Annotated in this window: 11 protein-coding genes and 1 pseudogene; 7 read left to right on the top strand and 5 right to left on the bottom strand. The window is 67.2% G+C overall.

Annotated elements, in window-relative coordinates:
- Positions 1–73 precede the first annotated feature (73 nt).
- From BDO18943_RS43095 to BDO18943_RS37630, 4 genes and pseudogenes are all read left to right on the top strand, one after another.
- Positions 74–781: pseudogene (locus BDO18943_RS43095) on the top strand (FAD-dependent monooxygenase); the annotation flags it as partial.
- A 308-nt stretch (positions 782–1,089) separates the two neighbouring features.
- The gene (locus BDO18943_RS37640; RefSeq protein WP_175026181.1) at positions 1,090–2,376 is read left to right on the top strand and encodes a cytochrome c; all 1,287 of its coding nucleotides are present in this window, start codon (positions 1,090–1,092) and stop codon (positions 2,374–2,376) included.
- Positions 2,377–2,390: 14 nt separating this feature from the next.
- Positions 2,391–2,924 (top strand): sugar dehydrogenase complex small subunit, encoded by a 534-nt coding sequence (locus BDO18943_RS37635; protein ID WP_175026180.1) that lies wholly within the window; start codon positions 2,391–2,393, stop codon positions 2,922–2,924.
- Between the two features lie 26 nt (positions 2,925–2,950).
- Positions 2,951–4,552 (top strand): GMC family oxidoreductase, encoded by a 1,602-nt coding sequence (locus BDO18943_RS37630; RefSeq protein ID WP_175026179.1) that lies wholly within the window; start codon positions 2,951–2,953, stop codon positions 4,550–4,552.
- Positions 4,553–4,588: 36 nt separating this feature from the next.
- On the opposite strand, the gene BDO18943_RS37625 is transcribed toward BDO18943_RS37630, so the two are convergent.
- Positions 4,589–5,524 (bottom strand): alpha/beta hydrolase, encoded by a 936-nt coding sequence (locus tag BDO18943_RS37625; protein ID WP_175026178.1) that lies wholly within the window; start codon positions 5,522–5,524, stop codon positions 4,589–4,591.
- Between the two features lie 61 nt (positions 5,525–5,585).
- Positions 5,586–6,683 carry an OpgC domain-containing protein gene (locus tag BDO18943_RS37620; protein ID WP_043183960.1) on the bottom strand — a complete coding sequence of 366 codons (1,098 nt, stop codon included), beginning with the start codon at positions 6,681–6,683 and terminating at the stop codon, positions 5,586–5,588.
- Positions 6,684–7,065: 382 nt separating this feature from the next.
- Between BDO18943_RS37620 and BDO18943_RS37615 the strand changes: the two genes are divergently transcribed.
- Positions 7,066–8,220 carry a porin gene (locus BDO18943_RS37615; RefSeq protein WP_175026177.1) on the top strand — a complete coding sequence of 385 codons (1,155 nt, stop codon included), beginning with the start codon at positions 7,066–7,068 and terminating at the stop codon, positions 8,218–8,220.
- 41 nt (positions 8,221–8,261) lie between these two features.
- On the opposite strand, the gene BDO18943_RS37610 is transcribed toward BDO18943_RS37615, so the two are convergent.
- The gene (locus BDO18943_RS37610) at positions 8,262–9,173 is read right to left on the bottom strand and encodes a LysR family transcriptional regulator (protein WP_175026176.1); all 912 of its coding nucleotides are present in this window, start codon (positions 9,171–9,173) and stop codon (positions 8,262–8,264) included.
- A gap of 140 nt (positions 9,174–9,313) precedes the next feature.
- On the opposite strand from BDO18943_RS37610, the gene BDO18943_RS37605 reads away from it, so the two are divergent.
- Positions 9,314–10,330 (top strand): aldo/keto reductase, encoded by a 1,017-nt coding sequence (locus BDO18943_RS37605; protein ID WP_175026175.1) that lies wholly within the window; start codon positions 9,314–9,316, stop codon positions 10,328–10,330.
- 281 nt (positions 10,331–10,611) lie between these two features.
- Positions 10,612–11,355 (top strand): sulfite exporter TauE/SafE family protein, encoded by a 744-nt coding sequence (locus BDO18943_RS37600; RefSeq protein WP_175026174.1) that lies wholly within the window; start codon positions 10,612–10,614, stop codon positions 11,353–11,355.
- 104 nt (positions 11,356–11,459) lie between these two features.
- Here BDO18943_RS37600 and BDO18943_RS37595 read toward each other — a convergent pair whose 3' ends face one another.
- Together BDO18943_RS37595 and BDO18943_RS37590 are read right to left on the bottom strand one after the other, a co-directional pair.
- Positions 11,460–13,628 carry a hypothetical protein gene (locus tag BDO18943_RS37595; protein WP_175026173.1) on the bottom strand — a complete coding sequence of 723 codons (2,169 nt, stop codon included), beginning with the start codon at positions 13,626–13,628 and terminating at the stop codon, positions 11,460–11,462.
- A gap of 481 nt (positions 13,629–14,109) precedes the next feature.
- A complete protein-coding gene (locus BDO18943_RS37590; RefSeq protein WP_175026182.1) occupies positions 14,110–15,006 on the bottom strand; it encodes a LysR substrate-binding domain-containing protein in 897 nt (298 codons plus the stop codon).
- Positions 15,007–15,219: the final 213 nt, after the last annotated feature.

Raw genomic sequence — 15,219 nt, 5'->3', positions numbered from 1 at the left:
GCTCCAATGCAAACCAAAGTAGACGTTGGAGGCAGGCGATTCATTTACGTTCAATCAAGAATCGAACGCTACACTAGGCTACGACGATGTGCTGTATTCGGGCTGTTCGGGGTTTCGCGGCGTGGTGCCGGCCGCGCGGCTGAGCCTGCTGCCCGATCCCGAAACGCTTCAGTACTGGATCGGGCCGCACGGGCACCTGCTGCACTATCCGATCGGCGACAACGGCGACCAGAATTTCCTGCTGGTCGAGCGTCATCCGTCACCGTGGCCGTCGCGCGACTGGGTGATGCCGTCGGAAGAGGGCGAGCAACTGCGCGCGTTCAGGGACTGGCATCCGGCGGTGGTGCAGATGATCACCGCCGCGCCGATCAGCCAGCGCTGGGGGCTGTTCCATCGGCCGCCGCTCGGCCGCTGGAGCCGCGGGCGCGTGACGCTGATCGGCGACGCCGCGCATGCGCTGGTGCCGCACCACGGGCAGGGCGCGAATCAGTCGATCGAAGATGCGGTGGTGCTGGCCACGCAACTGGCGCAGGCCGGTCCGGGCAACTGGCGCGAAGCGCAGGAAGCGTACGAGCGGTTGCGTCGCGGCCGCACGCGCAAGGTGCAGTACGCGTCGATCTCCGTGGCCGACGTGCTGCACCTGCCCGACGGGCCGGCCGCGCAGGCGCGCAATGCGCGTCTGGCCGAGCGCGACAGCGTGCTGCATCACCTGGACTGGATTCACGATTTCGATGCGTTGGCCGGGGCGCCGAGCGAACGGCAGGGCGGCACGTGGCTTTGAGCGGCGAGCCGTCGCATGGCCGTCGCGCTCGGGCGGCCGACTACCCGGCGTGCCCGCAGGGCGGCGAGGTCGGCCGGCGCGACCGGTCGCGCCGTGTCTTCGAGCCGTATCGGAATGCCCGCTGACGCGGGCAAGCCATTCACCGATTGTTTCCTGAACGGCGATTCTGTATCGATTTAGTGTATCGATACAGAAGGTGATATAGTCCGGCCACGTCATGCGCACACCACCTCTTCAAAAAATAGGGGTGGCATGACAGAACACTCCCGAAATCACCTTTTTCACCGGATTCCTCCAGGGACGATTCCATGCGTTTGCCCGGCTATTCCGCGCTTGTCGTGCTTTCTCTCATCGCGGCGGCCCCCGCGTCGGCAGCCGGGCAGGCGGCGGATCGCGTTGCGGCGGGCAAGGCGTTGGCCGTCGCGGCGGACTGTGTCGCGTGCCATACCGCGGGTGGCGGCCAGCCGTTCGCGGGCGGCCTCGCCATGCCGTTGCCGATGGGCAATATCTACTCGACCAACATCACTCCGGACAAGCAAACCGGGATCGGCAACTATTCGGAGCAGGAATTCGCGAACGTGCTGCGCAAGGGCGTGCGGCGCGACGGCGGCAACCTGTATCCGGCGATGCCGTACCCGTCGTATACGAAGTTCAGCGACGACGACATCGCGAGCCTGTACGCGTATTTCATGCACGGCGTCGCACCGGTCCATCAGGCGAACCGCCAACCGGATTTTCCGTGGCCGCTGACCATGCGCTGGCCGCTGAAAATCTGGAACGCGCTCTATCTGCGCGAAGGCGCGTATGTGCCGAAACCCGGGCGAGATGCCGAGTGGAATCGCGGCGCCTATCTGGTCCAGGGCGCCGCGCACTGCGGCACCTGCCATACGCCGCGCGGCATCGGGATGCAGGAACTGGCCTACGACGAAACCGGCACCGGCTATCTCGCCGGCGCGCCGCTCGCGGGCTGGCAGGCGTTCAACATCACGCACGACCGCGACGCGGGCATCGGTACGTGGACGACCGCGCAGATCGTCCAGTACCTGCGCACCGGCAACGTGCCCGGCAAGGCACAGGCAGCGGGCCCGATGGCGGAAGCCGTCGAACATAGCTTCAGCCGCATGAGCGATCGCGACCTGAACGCGATCGCCACCTACCTGTCGACGGTGCCGGCCGCCGGGGGCGCTGACACCGCGCCGCGTTCCACGCAGGGGCGCAAGACCGACGACTACGTCGCGGTGCGTGCCGCAGCCGCCGTCGGCGGTCAGGCACCGGCCGGCGCGTCGCTTTATCTCGACCACTGCGCGAGCTGCCACGGTATGACGGGCGCCGGCACGGCGGACGGCTTCTTTCCGTCGCTGTTCGCCAACAGCGCGGTCGGCACCGCGACCGCGTCGAACCTGCTGCAGGTCGTGATGCACGGCGCGAGCGTGAACAACGGCGCCACGCACTATTTCATGCCGGCCTTTCAGACCGAACTCAAGGATGACGAAGTGGTGGTGCTCGTGAACTACCTGAGCGACCGGTTCGGCAGCGGCCGGGCCCGCGTGAGCGCGGCGGATGTCGCGAAGATCTGCACGGCACCCGCACACTGAAGGAGATGTCCGCGATGAACGATTTCGATGGAGCCGGCGACCTGGACGTGCAGCGCCGCCGTCTCATGAAGCTGTCGGCCGGCGCGGCGCTCGCCGCGGCGTTGCCGGCCGGTATGTTGATGGCGCGTGCGGCCGTGGCGCCGGAAGCCTTGCCGGCGCGGGACTTTGCCGGCGTGGCCGCGTACCTGACTTGCCGCAAGGCGCTCCCGGCGCGCTATGTGCAGTCCGTCTACGACGGCCTTGTCGCGCAGGACCGCGAGTTTCCCGCACGGCTGCGCGCGCTCGTCGTCGCGATCGACACGGGCACGCAGCCGCTCGAGGCCTTCGTGAAGACGCTCGGCATCGCGACGCCTGAATTGCACACCACGGCGCTGGCCGTCATCGAAGCCTTCTACACCGGCAGCGTCGGGCACGGCGGGCAGGCGCGGATGGTCGGCTACGAAACCGCGCTGATGTTCGAGCCGACCGTGGACGTCACGGTCATTCCAACCTATATCCGTGCGCGCCCCGAATACTGGACCGAGCGCCCGGCCGTCGACGCCGGTTGACCGCCTTCCGAACGAGGATCGAAACCATGAGCAATACTTACGACGCGGACGTCATCGTCATCGGCGCGGGCATCCTGGGCGGCGCCGTCGCGCAGTCGCTGACGCAGCAGCGCAAGTCCGTCATCGTGATCGAGGCGGGGCCGGACGTGAAGCGGGCCGAGCTCGTCAGCGCGTTTCGCAATTACGGCAACAAGTCCGACTACAACGGCCCGTATCCGGATCTGCCGTGGGCACCGAAGTCGTCCACCGGGCGCTATTCCGACCGGTACATCGACAGCGTCGGCCCCGTGCTGCAGAAGCCATCGTTCCTGCGGCTCGTCGGCGGGACGACGTGGCACTGGGGCGGCGCGACCTGGCGCATGCTGCCGAACGACTTCCGCCTGCACAGCCTGTACGGGCACGGGCGCGACTGGCCGATCGGCTATGACGAGCTCGAACCGTGGTATCAGCTCGCGGAAGAACAGATCGGCGTATCGGGCTCGGACACCGACGACCAGAGCGGCCAGGGCGGTGCGCCGTTCCCGCCGCGCTCGAAGCCGTACCCGATGCGGCAGCAACCGTGGTCGTACCTGACGCAGCAGGTCGCGGACAAGGTCGCGACGATCGGCCATCGGTTCGTCGACGAACCCAACGCGCGCGCGACGCGGCCTTACGATGGCCGGCCGACCTGCGCGGGCAACAACAACTGCGCGCCGATCTGCCCGATCGGCGCGCAATTCTCCGGCGATCGCCCGGTCCTGCGCGCCGTCGCGCAGGGTGCGCGACTATTGACCAATGCGGTCGTCTACAAGATCGAGCGCGGCGAGAACCGCAAGATCGCGGCGATTCATTACATGACGCCCGACGGCAAAAGCACGCGCCTGACCGCACGCACCTTCGTGCTCGCGGCACATGGCGTCGAGATTCCGAAGCTGCTGCTGATGTCGGACGTCGCGAACGCGTCCGGCCAGGTCGGCCGCAACATGATGGGGCACACCGGCCGCGCGATCGCGATGCTCGCCCGCGAGCCATTGTGGGCCGGGCGCGGCCCGACGCAGCAGGGCAGTATCAACACGCGGCGCGACGGTGCGTTTCGCCGCGAACATGGCGCGATCCGGCATTTCCTCGACAACACGGTGCCCAACGAGATCGTCACGCGGCGGCTGATCGCGCAAGGCATCGTCGGCGACGCGCTCGATGCGCGGATTCGTCACGACGCGGCGCGCTATCTGAAGATCGCGAGCTACGTCGAGATCCTGCCCGACCCGCGCAACCGGGTCACCCTGAGCGACCGCAAGGATGCGCTCGGGCTGCCGACGCCACGCACCGACTACGACGTCTACGATTATTCGTTGCGCGCGGCGTCGCAAGTGCTCGACGATTACCGCGATTTCCAGCAGGTGTTCGGTGCGACCGAGGTCGTGAACGACGTCCACGCGTGGGTGCCGAGTTCGCACATCATGGGCACGACGATCATGGGCAACGATCCGGCGGATTCGGTCGTCGACCGCGATTGCCGGACGCACGATCACCCGAACCTGTTCATCGCGAGCACGGCCGTGCATCCGAGTTCGTCGGTGGTCAATCCGACGCTGACCGGGTACGCGCTGGCGCTGCGGATGGCGAAGACGATCGGTACGGAAGTCTGACGCGGCCGGCGGCGTGGGGCTGCGCTTACGCCGCCGTCACTTCACGCACTCCAGCGCGTACTTCAATCCCTGCCCGAGCAGCCCGCGCCATACGTCCCACGTATGCCCGCCGTCGACGATGCGCAGTTCGGCCGGGTTCTGCGCGCGGCGCAGGTGCGTGTACAGCACGCTCGATTCCGCCTGGATGGTCAGGTCGTCGTCGCCGGCCGCGATGAACATCGGGATCCGCCAGGTGCGCGCGAAATAGCCGCGCATCAGCGCCGGGTAGTTGAGCTCGTGCCACACGCGCGGATCGAACTGCCGGTCGCCGAACACGCCGACGTAGCGCGCGGCGGAATTGAGCGGCGGCTCGTTCGCGTAGATCGCGGGGCTCAACAGCATCGCGCCGCAGAACAGCCCGGGTTCGAGCAGCGAGAAGCGCAGCGCGCCGAAGCCGCCCATCGACACGCCGCCGATCGCGCGGCCCGCGCGCTGGTTCGACACCGCGAAGTGCGCTTCGACTTCGGGCAGCAGGTCGTTGAGGAACGCGCTCTGCATCTTCTCCTTGCGGTCGACGTACCAGTCGGTGCCGCCCTGCGGCATCACGATCACGACGGGCGGAATCTCGCGGCGTTCGATCAGCGTGTCGGCGGTGGCCTGCAGCCGGCCCTGCGTGATCCAGTCGTTCGCGTTGCCGGCGTTGCCGTGCAGCAGGTACATCACCGGGTAGCGCGCGCCTTCCGGGTTGTAGCCGGGCGGTAGGTAGACCGTGTACGACCAGTCGCGCTTCAGCGACGCCGACCGGAACGTGCGCAGCACGACGCTGCTGCCCGGGTTGACTGCGGGCTCCAGGGCGGCCGACGGGGTCGTCGCGGTCTGGACGGCCGGTGGCGGCGGTACGGGTGATACCGGCGGCGCGGCCGGCGTGGCGCGGGCGGTGGCGATGGAGCCGGCGATCAGGGCGAGGGCGAACGGAAGGGCGAGTCGGCGCATGACGAATCGTTTCAGGAGAGGCGCCGGCTATCGTAGCAGCGGCGCATGACGGCGCGGCGCGTCATCGCCGCGAACGGAACGGCAGCCGCGCGACGAGCGGCCCGTAGAGTTTGGCGACGAGATACAGCAGGCCCATCGCGACCACATCGGCAAGCAGGCCGAGCTTCACGTCGAGATAGCCTTCGGTCGCCTGGTAAAGCAACGAGTCGACCGCGAGCGAGATGCCGGTGCCCGCGACGAAGCACAGCAGCCCCTGCCGGCCGATCGTGCCGATCCACGGCATCGCGTGCGCGACCTTCTTCATCCAGCCGAGGTGGACGAGCTTGGCCGCGAGCCACGCAATCGCGAGGAAGTTCGCGAGCCGCAGCGCGCCGAGGTTCTGCTTGATCGACGGATCGGTCGGGAACGGTTCGATGCGCAGCCGGTAGTACGCGCCGGCCGCGACGATCGCGAGCGCGGCGGCCGTCAGCAGCCAGCCCTGCGGCTTCGGCGCGAGCGTCTGATAGACGGGCTGGCAACGCGCGATCACACCGAGCACGAACAGGAACTGCCACGCGAACGGATTGAAGTCCCACGGCGCGCCTTCGACGGTCGGCAAAAAGCGCGCGACGTGCGGCGCCGCGTACCAGAGCGACCCGCTGAACGCGAGCAGCAGCCACGGCTGCGTGCGCGCGAGCGGCAGCGTGAGCGGGACGAGCAGCGCGAAGAACGCGTACATCGGCAGCACCGACGCGAGATACGGCTGGCGGCGGAACAGCAGGATGTCGCGTAACGCGGCGAGCGGCTTCTGGAGCAGGCCGTCGAGGTCGTTGGTCGGCATGTTCGGGCCGTCGATCGCGAACGCGTTCAGCGCGGCCGTGATCAGCAGCATCAGGCCGGCCGTCACGAGGAACGCGCGGTAGATCTCGAACGCGCGCCGGATGAAGCGCTGGCGCGCGGCGGCCTCGTCGTGGCGCTCGGCCAGCGAGTTGTACGCGATCGCGGTGGCGAAGCCGCCGAGGAACACGAACACCTCGGCCGCGTCGCACAGCGCGTACGCATGCAGCGTCACGCGCGACAGGATGCTGCCGCCGATGTGGTCGACGACGATGACGAGCAGCACGAGGCCGCGGAAGAAATCGAGCTCGGCGTAGCGGCCGGCCCGGGCCGGTGCGGTCATCGGACCGCCTCCCGGCGCGGGGCGCGTGCGCGGCCGGCACGCGCCGCGCATGAATCGGGGTGAAGCATGACTTCGTGAAGAAATGACGAACGGATGCGCATTGTGCCACCGATGCGGTGTACACCGGGTTTACGCGGATGGTCGGCCGTCCTGCCGCTGCCGATAAGCCGGGTCAGGCCGTCTGCGCAACGGGGCAGTTGGACGAGCGCAACGGTTTGCGCAGGGTTCATATACCCCGATGGACGGACGGTTTGCGACGTGACACCATTTTGACCTCACGCGGCCGCACACCGCGTCGTCCGCCCTGCGGGCCACACCTATAACAGACCAAACATCCGCCGGGCGCTTGACCATGCCCGGCCACCGGCTCCGGAGATCCGTCATGAAGAAGCACGTCATTTTTACCGCCGCGCTGGCCGCTTTCGCCGCGCCGGTCTTCGCCCAGAACAGCGTGACGCTGTACGGTGTGATCGACGAAGGCTTCAATTACACGAACAACGTGAACGTCAATGGGGTCGGAAAAACGAATTACCAGCTCGCGAGCGGCTATGCACAGGGCAGCCGCTGGGGCCTGAGGGGCAGCGAGGACCTCGGCGGCGGGCTGAAGGCGATCTTCACGCTGGAAAACGGTTTCGACGTGAACAACGGCCGGCTCGGCCAGGGCGGCCGCATGTTCGGCCGCCAGGCGTTCGTCGGGCTGAGCGAGTCGCGCTTCGGCACGCTGACCTTCGGCCGTCAGTACGACTCGGTCGTCGACTATCTCGCGCCGCTCACGGCCAACGGCAACTGGGGCGGCACGCTGTTCTCGCACCCGTTCGACAACGACAACACGGACAACTCGTTCCGCGTCAACAACACGGTCAAGTATGCAAGCGCCGACTGGAACGGCCTGACGTTCGGCGGCACGTACAGCTTCAGCAACAGCACCGGCTTCTCGAACAACCGTCAATACAGCCTCGGCGCGCAGTATTCGCTCGCCGGGCTGCAGGTCGCGGCTGCGTACCTGCAGGCGAACAACCCGGGCGTCGGCAGCGCGGGCGCGATCTCGGCGGATGACGCGAACTTCGTCGCCGACCGCCTGCGGATCTTCGGCGGCGGCGTCAACTACACGTTCGGCCCGGCCACGGTCGGCTTCGTCTACACGAAGACGGACGTGAAGAACCCGGTGTCGACCGTCTACCTGCCGGCGGCGACGTTCGCCGGCCTCGGGCTGACCGCGACGAAGTTCCAGAACTTCGAGATCAACGGCAAGTACCAGCTCACGCCCGATTTCTATCTCGGCGCGCAGTACGTGTACACGGACGGCAAGTTCGATGGCGCGGCCGGGTCGTTCAAGCCGAAATACCACACGGTTGGCCTGATGGCCGACTACAGCCTGTCGAAGCGCACCGACGTCTACCTGCAGGGCGCATGGCAGAAGGTTGCCGGCGACAGGACCGGCACGGCGGCCGACGGCGGCTATGTCGTCGGGACGGACGGCCCGTCGGCGTCGTCGAACCAGTTCGCGGTGCGCGCCGCGATCCGCCACAAATTCTGATCGGGCGGCGCCGGGGCTGCGTGCTCCGGCGCTGGCTGCGCTCAGTCCGCCCGGGGCGTGGCGCCGAGCGTTTCCGCGAGCCAGTCGACGAAGATCCGCACACGCGGCGCGAGATGCCGGCCGGTCGGAAACACGACCGACACGGGCAGCGGCTCCGCATTCCATTCCGGCAGCACCTCGACCAGCGAGCCGTCGGCAAGCAGCGGCCCGAGCCCGTCGCGCGGTGCCTGGATCAGCCCGAGGCCCGCAAGACAGCACGCGAGATACGCCTGCGAGCTGTTGACCGACACGACGCTGCGCATCTTGACCGCGTGCAGCTCGCCCGAATCCATGTCCGCATATTCCCAGTCCAGCTCGCGGCCCGTGCGGCTCGAGAAATAGCCGACCGCGACGTGGTCCGGCAGCTCGTCCGGCGAGCGCGGCGTGCCGTGCCGCGCGAGATACGCGGGCGCCGCGCAGTTGATCTGCGCCAGTTCGCCGATGCGCCGCGCGACGAGCGATGTGTCGGACATCGTGCCGACCCGCACCGCGCAGTCGATGCCGTCGGCGACGAGATCGACGAAGCGGTCGGTCGTGCCGATCACGACGCGCAGGTCAGGGTAGCGCGCGTGGAAACCCGGTAGCGCCGGAATCACCTGGTTCAGCGCGAAGCGCTCGGGCAGGTCGACGCGGATCGCGCCGCGCGGCGTCGTGCCGGCGTCCTCGAACAGCGTTTCCGCATCGTCGAGATCGGCCAGCAACCGCATGCAGCGTTCGTAATAGGTCGCGCCCTCGGCCGTCAGCGCGACGCGCCGCGTCGTGCGCTGCAGCAGGCGGGTCTTCAGGTGTTTTTCCAGATACTGGACGGCATTGCTGACCGTCGGGCGCGGCAGTTGCAGCTGCTCGGCCGCTTTCGTGAAGCTGCCGAGATGGGCGACGCGCGCGAAGATGCGCATTGCTTGCAGATGATCCATGCGGGGCGAGTGCGTGGGTGGAAGGGAGCAGGCTCCATTGTTAATCAGCGTCGAATGGTTTGGTTGAGTGTTTCGCGTTTATCGCGCGTCGCGATGCGTCCAGAATCCGGCCTGTTCATTGATCATTCGAGGAAACGGACATGGATATGCGTCAACTGGGCCGTACGGGCCCGCAGGTATCGACGATCGCGCTCGGCTGCATGGGCATGTCGGATTTTTACGGGCCGGCCGACCGCGACGAAAGCATCGCGACCCTGCACGCGGCTCTCGACCACGGCATCACGATGCTCGACACCGGCGATTTCTACGGCATGGGCGACAACGAGATGCTGATCCGCGATGCGCTGCGCGGCCGGGCACGCGACCAGGTGCTGATCAGCGTGAAATTCGGCGCGCTGCGCGATCCGGCCGGCGGGTTTGCCGGCTACGACGCGCGGCCGGTGGCGATCCGCAACTTCGTCACGTACTCGCTGAAACGGCTCGGCACCGACTACATCGACATCTACCGGCCGGCGCGCGTCGATCCGGCGGTGCCGATCGAGGAGACGATCGGCGCGATCGCCGATCTCGTGAAGGCCGGGTACGTGCGCCATATCGGCCTGTCGGAAGCCGGCGTCGACACGATCCGCCGCGCGGCGGCCGTCGCGCCGATCGCCGACCTGCAGATCGAATATTCGCTGCTGTCGCGCGGCATCGAGGCCGGAATCCTGCCCGCGTGCCGCGAACTCGGGATCGGCGTGACGGCCTACGGCGTGCTGTCGCGCGGGCTGCTCGGCGGACGCTGGAGCCCGGCGCGGGAAGGTGAGCGCGATTTCCGCGCCGCGAGCCCGCGCTTCCAGGGCGAGAACCTCGCGCACAACCTCGCGCTCGTCGACGCGCTGCGCGCCATCGCCGACGAGAAGGGCAGCAATCCGGCGCAGGTCGCGATCGCGTGGGTGCTGTCGCGCGGCGGCGATATCGTGCCGCTGATCGGCGCGCGCAAGCGCACGCAGCTTCAGGACGCGTTTCATGCTGCCGAGATGCAACTAACGGTCGATGATATCGCTCGCATCCAAGCGGCGGTTCCCGCCGGGGCGGCTGCCGGTGAGCGTTATCCGGCAGCACAGATGGCGCACCTCGACAGCGAGCAGGGGCGGAGGACATCTCACGGGGACTGATCGGCCCGAGTCGGCATGGGTTGCGGAACAGGCCCCGTATTCGGCTCGAATACGGGGGCCGGGGCGGGGTTCGGTAACCCGGATGGCGGCGCATGGCCGGCACCGCCTGCCTTGACGCCGGCGGCGCGTTTCCCGCCGGCCCGCAGTGCGACAGCCCATCGGCACCATCGCGCCGGCGCTCCGTCCGGCAAGCCCTAGCCAGCCTCAGGCAAAGCCAGATGGCGGGCGGCGCGATCGGGGTTCACCATCGGCGCCGTACTCAACCGGACGGAATGCCTTTCATGCACATTCATACGCTGACGATCATCGCGGTGGTTTTCCTGCTGGCCGGCGCGGTCAAGGGAATGATCGGGCTCGGCCTGCCGACGATCGCGATGGGGCTGCTGACGCTCGCGATGCCGCCGTCGGCCGCGGCGAGCCTGCTGCTCGTGCCGTCGTTCATCACCAATGTGTGGCAGTTGTGGCTCGGCCCGTCGTTCGGACCGCTGTTGCGCCGGCTGTGGCCGCTGCTCGCCGGCCTGACGATCGGCACGCTGACGGGCGGGCTGCCCGCGCTCGCGGCCGGCACCACGTGGACGCATGCGGCACTCGGCGTCGTGCTGATCCTCTACGGGCTGTGGGGGCTGGCCGCCGCGCGGCTGCCGGCGCCGGGCCGCCACGAAAAATGGCTGTCGGCCGTGGTCGGCTACCTGACGGGTGTCGTGACGGCCGCGACCGGCGTATTCGTCGTGCCGGCCGTGCCGTACCTGCAGGCGCTGCGGCTGTCGAAGGACGACCTGATCCAGGCGCTCGGGCTGTCGTTCACCGCATCGACGATCGTGCTCGGCCTGCAATTGCGCGTGACGGGCGCGTTGGAGACGGTCGATCTCGGCGTGTCGGCGCTCGCGCTCGTGCCGGCGCTGGCAGGGATGGCCGGCGGGCAATATGCGCGGCGCGTGATGAGCGAGAAGGCGTTCAAGCGCTGCTTCTTCGTCGGGCTGATCGCGCTGGGTGGGTATATGGCGGCGTCGGGGTGGCTGTGGTGAGCGGGCATCGCCGACGAGCGTGATGCCCGCCGGTCGTGACGATCCCGAAGCCGGTTCGACAGCAACCGGCTTCGAGAGCATGCACGGAACGTGGGTCACACCGCTCAGGCCGGGTCGGCGTACTTCAGCGTCCACCCGAACGTGCGGGTCGCGCCCGCGCCGAGTGCAAACGGCTTCGTCGTGCACGCGAAGTTCGAATGCAGCTGGCCGATCGGCGTCGTCGACAGCGGATTCGTCGTGCCGTTCGCCGTGTCGAAGGCGGACAGCGCGCAGGTGTCGAACCCGGACGCCGCATAGCCGGTCGCGGCGCTGTTCGCATACGTGACCGACACGCCGTCGCCGTTGGCCTGCGTCGATGCGAAATCCGCGAACGACGTGAAGTCCGTCTCGACCGACAGGTTGCCGGTGAGCGTGCCGGTACTCAGCGTATCGCTGCGTGCGACCGAGCCGTGCGCGAACGTCAGCACCGTATGCACCTGCAGGTCGAGATCCGTCGTGTACGCCGCGTTCTTCGACGCGAGCCGGAACTTCGCGGTATCGAACGACACGATCACCTGCCCGTTGCTTTGCTGGACGTTCAGGTTCTTGTAGTACGTGACGGGCATGTAGGTCTTCCCGTTGTACGACACCTGCGGCACCAGCAGCGCGTAGCCGAGATCGGTCGTGCCGTAAATCAGCTTGTCGGAGAACGGCACCGGATAGTACGGCGTGTACGAGTTGTAGTCGGGCGCCTGGCTGAGGTTCAGGTTGATCACGCGCCGGCCGTCGCGCACGGTGACGAGCGCCGCACTGTACGGATGCGTGGTGTCGCCGGGCTGGTTGTACCAGGTGAGCGTGTAGCGCGGCAGCGCATCGAGCCACGCGTTGTAATCCGCATCGGCCATCGGCGCCTGGCCGCCGAAGCCGAGCTTGTTCCACCACGCGTTCACGTACAGGTACTGGTGCAGCAGGCTGAAGTTCTCGCCCATCACACGCGGCTTGCCGCGATACGCGTCCGTGCCGCGGCCCTTGACCCACATGTTCACCGACGGCGTCGGCAGTGACGGGTCGTACCAGTATGTGTCGAACCGACGCGCGGCCTGGTAGATGAACGCATACGCAACCTGCTTCTCCTGGTCGGTCAGCACGCCGGCGTTGGCCGCGGCCGTCAGCACTTCCATGAACGCCGAATCGCCGTACGGGCCGATCGAGCGGCCGTAGTTGAAGCCCTGGCCGTTCGCGTTCAACTGCGGCAGGATCAGGTCGACCGACTTGCGCAGGTAGCCCTTCAGTTCGGGCGTGAGGTTCGCTTCGTTGCCCATCTCGAACGTGCGCTCGGTCACTTCACCGATCAGCAGCGTGCTGTAGCGGTCGAAGCGTGCCTGGTCGTAGTAGGTCGTGTGGGTGTTCGACGCTTCGTCCGAGAACCCGCCCGACGAGTCGTTGCGGATATGGTTCGTGAGCGTGTACAGCAGCGCGTCGCGCGCGCCCATCGTCGCGACCGACGGATCGGTCTTCGACGCAAACGACGGGCTGCTCCAGCCGAGCTTCTGGCGCAGCCCGGCGATTCCGTAGGACACCGCATAGTAGTTCTGCGCGGTGTTGAGCGACGCGATGTCGATTGGCGTACCGGCCGCGGGGCACGTATCGGTCTTGCCGCTCGCATCGGGGCCGAACATGTCGCAGAAGGTGAGCCGCTGCTGCAGCGTCGCGAGCATCGCGTCGCTGAAGACTTCGTTGAGCATCCCGTGCGCCTTCAGGTTGTTCAGCGCGACGAGGTAGTAGTACTCGCCCCACGACGTATTCGCATACGTGTAGTTGCTGCCCGACTGCGCCATCATCGCGGTCGTGATCGTCTGGTAGGTCGCGAGGTAGCTCGCGTATTGCGGATCGTTCTTCGACTTCATGTCGATCAGGATGTACGACAGGCCGAGCGCGAGCTTGCCCGGCAGGAATTTGTCGCCGGTGTTCGTGTCGAGCACGTGGACCGGCGTGCCGTCGCCGAGATCCATCACGACCTGCGTGAAGTCGGGCGATTTCCTGATCAGGTCGAACAGCGCGCGCATCTGGCCCATCATCGTGACCGGAATGTTCGTGCCGGCGGGCACGCTGGTGTCGGGCGCGCCGTAGACGAGCGCCTGCAGCGAGTTGGACGCGAGCGACGGTGTCGTGGACGGGGGCGGCGAAGATGATGACGGCGTGTCGGTCACGTCGTTGCCGCCGCACGCGCTGACGAACAGGACGGAAAGGGCGCTGAGCGCGGCGCCGAGCGCGAATCTGCTGCGCGGATGCATTGTGTCTCCAGTTTTGGATAGTGATGAAGGACGGGCGGCGGTGGCCGTTGCCGCGCTCGATGCCCGTACCTTGCCCCGTCTTGCAACCCTGATCCCTGAAGACGGACGGCCTGAATCACTACTCGAGCGGGCAAGCGTTCTCCCTGCACGGGCCATGACCGGCGTCGCGCGGATGCATTGGAAAACGTTTTCCAAATTTAGGCAGCGATCGGCATGATGTCAATGAACTTTCACGCCGGAAGCGCCGGGAAAAACCCGGATAGTGGGAAGGCGGGAGTGGCCGGCGGGATCAGAGCGTCGCACCTGGTACCGGGATTTCTTCCAGTTGAGAGGCGGTGCAGCGTGGAGTGTCGATGCGGAAGCGGCGAGCAGAACGGCTATCCGGTGATGCTCGCTCGCCGGATTTTACGAGAAAACGTTATCCATAAGGATCGAAGTGAATCGGGGCGTGCATCGCGGCATCAACCACGAACGGCGCGCGTCACTGCGACGTGGTCTCGCCGGACAGGAACGCGACGAACTCCCGCGTGTACTTCGGCAACGCGTCGAACGACCGTGCGCACAGTTTCAGCCGACGATGGCTCCACGAATCGGACAGCTCGACGAGCCGTACGTCCATCGTCTGCATCGCGCGCTCGGCCGCGTGGCGCGACACGATGCCGATGCCCACGCCGCTGGCGATCATGCGGCAGATCGCATCGAAGCTCTTCAACTGCACGCGATAGCGGATCCGCTTGCCGAGCGCGCGCGCCTGGTCGGCGAGATGCACCTGCAGTGCGCTGCCGTCGGTGAGGCCGATGAAGTCGGCATCGGCGATCGCGTCGAACGCGACGTTGTCTTGTGCCGCGAGCGAATGGGTGGCCGGCACGACGACGATCAGCCAGTCCTCGCGGAACGGTTTCTGTTCGAGCCCGCCGAGCCCGACCGAATCGGCGACGATGCCGACGTCGGCCGTCTTGTTGCGGATCGCATGCACGATCTCCTGGCTCGAGCGCTCCTCGACGCTGATCGACAGCTTCGGATGATGCGGCAGGTAGTCGGCCAGTGCGTCGGGCAGATATTCGCTCAGCGACGCCGTGTTGCACAGCAGCCGGATATGCCCGCGCAGCCCCTGGCCGTATTGCTGCAGTTCGCCGCGCATGTGGTCGATCTGCTGCAGCACGGTGCGCGCGTGGTGTTCGAGCGCGCGGCCGGCGTCGGTTGCCTGCGCGCCCGACTTGGTCCGGTGCAGCAGCGGCACGCCGAGCTCGTCCTCCATGCCGCGGATGCGCTCGCTCGCGGCCTGCAGCGTGATGTGGGTCCGCTCGGCGCCGCTCGTGATCGTGCCGGCGTCGCAGATGTTCAGGAAGAGCCGCAGGTCGGTCAGGTCAAAACGCATGATGGGTGGGACGATCATGTTGGAATGGCCGATAAGTTAGCAGGGAATCGCAGCCGCGGTCTCAGGCGCAGCCTGAGGCCGGATTCGCCGGTTCCGCATTTTCGGGGCGCGATCGATGGCGGATCATGACCGCACATCAACCGGGGAGCCTGTCATGCAGATCGATCCGTCGTGGGGCGTGTCGTTCAAGATCGCGATGCACGTGCTGTTCCT

The organism is Burkholderia aenigmatica (assembly GCF_902499175.1).
GTDB lineage: Bacteria > Pseudomonadota > Gammaproteobacteria > Burkholderiales > Burkholderiaceae > Burkholderia > Burkholderia aenigmatica.
The sequence above is the reverse complement of the archived record's forward strand: the minus strand, read 5'-3'. Positions and strand labels throughout refer to the sequence as shown.

Coding starts and splice junctions, on each gene's coding strand:
- BDO18943_RS37640 (WP_175026181.1), top strand. CDS start 1,090: ATGCGTTTGCCCGGCTATTCCGCGCTTGTCGTGCTTTCTCTCATCGCG.
- BDO18943_RS37635 (WP_175026180.1), top strand. CDS start 2,391: ATGAACGATTTCGATGGAGCCGGCGACCTGGACGTGCAGCGCCGCCGT.
- BDO18943_RS37630 (WP_175026179.1), top strand. CDS start 2,951: ATGAGCAATACTTACGACGCGGACGTCATCGTCATCGGCGCGGGCATC.
- BDO18943_RS37625 (WP_175026178.1), bottom strand. CDS start 5,524: ATGCGCCGACTCGCCCTTCCGTTCGCCCTCGCCCTGATCGCCGGCTCC.
- BDO18943_RS37620 (WP_043183960.1), bottom strand. CDS start 6,683: ATGACCGCACCGGCCCGGGCCGGCCGCTACGCCGAGCTCGATTTCTTC.
- BDO18943_RS37615 (WP_175026177.1), top strand. CDS start 7,066: ATGAAGAAGCACGTCATTTTTACCGCCGCGCTGGCCGCTTTCGCCGCG.
- BDO18943_RS37610 (WP_175026176.1), bottom strand. CDS start 9,173: ATGGATCATCTGCAAGCAATGCGCATCTTCGCGCGCGTCGCCCATCTC.
- BDO18943_RS37605 (WP_175026175.1), top strand. CDS start 9,314: ATGGATATGCGTCAACTGGGCCGTACGGGCCCGCAGGTATCGACGATC.
- BDO18943_RS37600 (WP_175026174.1), top strand. CDS start 10,612: ATGCACATTCATACGCTGACGATCATCGCGGTGGTTTTCCTGCTGGCC.
- BDO18943_RS37595 (WP_175026173.1), bottom strand. CDS start 13,628: ATGCATCCGCGCAGCAGATTCGCGCTCGGCGCCGCGCTCAGCGCCCTT.
- BDO18943_RS37590 (WP_175026182.1), bottom strand. CDS start 15,006: ATGCGTTTTGACCTGACCGACCTGCGGCTCTTCCTGAACATCTGCGAC.